Here is a 4,054-nt window from a genome sequence, read left to right on the forward strand (position 1 = left end):
GAATGGTGCTGAGCAATGCCTCTAATTGGGCGCGTCGTTCGGAAAGAGCTTTGTTGCGCCAATCGGCGCCCTGCCATTCGAGCAGGTCGTAAGCGAAAAAGCAAACCGGTGCCTCCTGCAATTGTTTACGGGTAATATTTTTTCGGCCGATGCGGGTTTGCAGCAGTGCAAAGGGCAGGGGCTGGCCGTCGATGGCCGGAATGATTTCACCATCCAGCACCAGGCCATCGGGTAATTCGTTCAGCAGCGATGCGTATTCGGGAAATTTATCGGTCATCAGTTCCTCGCCGCGGCTCCAAACAAAAAGTTGCTGGTTGCGTGTGATCAGCTGCCCGCGGATGCCGTCCCATTTCCATTCGGCCTGCCAGTCGGCCGGGTTACCGAGTTCTGCCAGCGGCGTTTCCAGCGCATAGGAAAGGTAAAAGGGATAGGGTTTGGAAAAATCCGCTGCTGCGCGTCCGGAATCGAAAAGTGCTTTGAAGCTGGTGGTTTGCGGATCCCATTGTCCGCTGATCAGATAGGCCACCTGGCTGGCTTCCAGCCCTGCCAGCCTGGAGAGGGATTGTACCAGTAACTGTTGTGATACCCCGATGCGGAAACCACCGGTGATGAGTTTATTAAACACGAAACGTTCGGCCTTATCAAGCTCCTGCCAGGCGGTAAGTACAAAGTCTTTTTTTGTTTCGGGCAGTTGGTTGCCGGTAGCAATTAGTTGATCGAGATAATATTGGAGGGAATGATTACCGGTATGCAGGGGTGGAGGCAGCAGCAGGGCAATGGTTTCAGCCAGGTCGCCCACAGTATGGTAGGCCTCCTCAAAAAGCCAGGCAGGCAGTTGCACCAGTTCGGCGCTCCAGGTACGGAGCAGTGCGCTGCCAACCGTTCGCTTGGGGCGTCGACCGGTGAACAGGGCAATTACCCAAACCGCATCTTTTTCGGGGGCGGTTTCAAAATATCGGATAAGAGCATTGAGTTTATCGCCGGTTTTGGTGCTGGTACCCAGCACTTGCACCAGGTCGGCAAACAGGCGCATGCCGGCTTTAGTCTTCGGCTTCGGTGGTTCCATAGTCGGTAGCAATTTCGTGTGATTCAATACCGTTTTCATTGAGGTAGCGGCTGAAGGCGGATTGGAAACCGTGGGTAACAAATACCCTTTCTGCGCCGGTGGCTTTTACGGCTGTCAGCAGTCCGGTCCAATCGGCATGATCGCTTAATACAAAACCCGCGTCGAGGTTGCGGCGCCGAACATTTCCGCGTACCTGCATCCAGCCGCTGCAGGAAGCAGTTTTTGCCGGGCCGAATTGTTTCAGCCAGTTAGAGCCGTCAACGCTGGGTGGGGCAACCACCAGCGACTCTTTTAATGCTTTTTTTTCGGAGGCCGTGGTTATTTGTTCAGCCGTTGGTATCCGTGTTACCGCCGGCAGGTGAAAGCCTGCGCCAATCAGTTTTTCCTGCGCGTTGGCGATAGCGCCGTGGGCGTAGATGGGCAGCCCGAGGGGGGCGAGGCAATCGATTACCCGTTGAGCTTTGCCGAGGCTGTAGGCCAGCAATACCGAGCTGAAACCGTTGGCTTTGTTGTGCAGTACCCAATCGCGGATTTGCTGGTAGATTATTTCCTGGTTTTCCCAGCGGTAAATGGGTAGGCCAAAGGTAGATTCGGTAACAAAATGATGGCAGGGTACCGGTTCAAAGGCGCCGCTGATGCCATCGTTGGCCAGTTTATAATCGCCGCTAACCACCCAAACTTCGCCCTTGTATTCGAGCCGAATTTGCGAGGAGCCGATGATATGCCCGGCGGGGTGCAGGCTGATCTGCACCCCGTTGATGGTTTTGGTTTCGCCCCAGTTCATGGCTTCTGCGTTTATTTCCCCCAACCTCAGTTGCAGCAATGGTTTGGTGTGGGTATGGCAGAGGTAGTGTTGGTTACCCCAACGGGCATGGTCGCTATGTGCGTGGGTGATGATGGCTTTATCAACCGGCAGCCAGGGGTCTATATAAAACCCGCCCTGTTGGCAGAAGATTCCTGATTTGGTGAAGGTGAGCATAGCTATTGGTTAGGCGATATCGTTTGTTGAGGAATACAGTTTGTTAGTTAATATAGTTCAATAGGCCATGCAGTTTGTTAATCAATAAGCGGGCCGGGGAGGGGGGGCTTGACATCGAAAGCAGGTTGCAGAGAGCTTTTTTTACGATGCGAGCCATTTTGTCAGCCAGTAAAACGGCGCTCATCCATTGTAAAACCTCCACTCATCCTTCACTCATTCATCAGTGATTTATCAGTGGTTCCGGCGGATAAAACTGGTTTGAGTGAAGGATGAGTGGAGGTTTAGCGGAGGATCAGTATCGTCTTAAAATAGCTATCAGGTGAGTTTAAAATGTCCATTTGTAGTAATAAAGGCGTTGCTCTGGCAATACTTGTTTTTTGTTATACTTCTAAGCAAATTCTTTCCTGGGAAATACGGAAAACCGTAAGGATGGCTACCACCTGTTCTCTACTTTGTGCCGGTTGAGAGATTTCTGGATTAATACACTTGCACATGCAGAAGGGAATGTTTTTATTAATTCACCTAACCTCTCAAAATTTCCTCCGTGACAATAGTCTTAAACCGCAGTCACTGACTCTGGTAAGAAGCATTGCAGTACGGGGCAATGAGCATTGATTCAACTAATTTTTAAACATGGAAAAGAAAATAAAAAAAGCCTTCAGATGAGGTATTGCCAGTAGAGTATAAAAGCCTTAGTAAGAGGATATGAAAGGCTTACTTCTACTTGGACATACTGGTTATCGTTTGCAACGTTTATTCTAATCAATTTTATCGCATTTCATGGCAAAAATCATCTTCCAGAACGAAGACCTGCACTTACACTCCAATCAGCTACAAAGCCGATCCTCCGGTTTTACCGCCAATCGGGATCTTTTGAAAAAACGATCAAAAAGATATGTGGATCTGATCGCTGGACTAGATGCCAAAACACTTACCGCCACAGGCGGAATGGATGAACTAATAAAAGCTGTTCAGGAAGAGTTTGGCACCGCCGACATATCTGATTTACCCCTGGGCATTGTGGCAAAATGTTTCCTGGGCCATCCTCATGAAGTGCATACACTCGATTTAAGTGCAGGAAATATTATTCAGCACTATAAAATAGGAGAGCCTCTGCCATACAGTTTTGAAAAAGCAAGAACACTGGCAAAACACAACGCATACGCATTAGTAGAGGTGTATCGTGATAAATTAATCCTTATCCGAGAAGACGGTAGTACAAGCAAAATTTAACGAACTAAACCGGAAAATTATGTCGCAACAAGTAATTTCCTACGCAGATCTTACCATTATCAATAATGCCCTGCGATCGATCAGCTCAGACATGAGAGGGGTACATTCTGAACTAGGCAGCCTCAATACCAAGCAGGATTTGCTGGAGGATGAATTAACGAAGCTGGCCGATGCGTTTGCAGATTTTGTAGAAGCAGATTTAAAACATAAGGCCCTGCAACTGGCCGAAACCCGGCAGGGTAATCTAAAACAGGATTTACAAATTAAGTTTGGTTATTACGCAGAGGTTCGCCGAATGGCTACCGGCATTTTGCAGTCAGTTGACACAGGAATTGTGAGTGACGCTTCCCTTCGTTTTACAACGGAAGAAGTTATGATAAAGGCACCTGGCTATTGGCTGGCTCCTGCACTGGTTGCCCTTGCTTCCTGGGTTCGTAACGATAAAGAAAACAATGTAAAAGCGCTGACTGAAAGTTTGCGGCGAGATGATTATAAAACAACGCTTTTCTTTATGCTCGTAATGCGCAGGCTGGCAAGAAATGATGCTAGTTTGAAATGGCTGGAGCGCTATTTTTTGCATCAAAACCCACATAATCTCGATAGGGAATTCGTTGTTATTCTGGAGGCTGTTACTACAGGTGTGTTTCCCCCGGCATCCCGCCAACTGATGATGAGCCATGTGAAAGACTGGCTTCATCAACTTACACAGGCTGATAACTACATTAATGAACAAAAGGCACAGTGGGTAAAATTCTTTGAAACAAAGATGCCTTTAT

At 48.3% G+C, this 4,054-nt stretch carries 3 protein-coding genes and 1 pseudogene; 2 read left to right on the plus strand and 2 right to left on the minus strand.

Going from position 1 to position 4,054, the window contains the following annotated elements:
- Both A1D16_RS17840 and A1D16_RS17845 read right to left on the minus strand, forming a co-directional pair.
- Positions 1 to 1,066, minus strand: a pseudogene (locus A1D16_RS17840) (ATP-dependent DNA ligase); the annotation flags it as partial.
- On the minus strand, positions 1,041 to 2,045 hold the full coding sequence (locus tag A1D16_RS17845; RefSeq protein ID WP_290712013.1) for a ligase-associated DNA damage response exonuclease: 1,005 nt from the start codon (positions 2,043 to 2,045) through the stop codon (positions 1,041 to 1,043). The pseudogene A1D16_RS17840 and the gene A1D16_RS17845, both read right to left, overlap by 26 nt.
- Positions 2,046 to 2,825: 780 nt before the next feature.
- Between A1D16_RS17845 and A1D16_RS17850 the strand changes: the two genes are divergently transcribed.
- Both A1D16_RS17850 and A1D16_RS17855 read left to right on the plus strand, forming a co-directional pair.
- On the plus strand, positions 2,826 to 3,278 hold the full coding sequence (locus A1D16_RS17850; protein WP_290712015.1) for a hypothetical protein: 453 nt from the start codon (positions 2,826 to 2,828) through the stop codon (positions 3,276 to 3,278).
- Positions 3,279 to 3,297: 19 nt separating this feature from the next.
- Positions 3,298 to 4,054: hypothetical protein (locus A1D16_RS17855; protein WP_290712017.1), on the plus strand; the 757-nt coding region annotated here is incomplete at its 3' end.

The sequence above is a fragment of the Flavihumibacter sp. CACIAM 22H1 genome (assembly GCF_001601815.1).
In the GTDB taxonomy this organism is placed as follows: domain Bacteria; phylum Bacteroidota; class Bacteroidia; order Chitinophagales; family Chitinophagaceae; genus Flavihumibacter.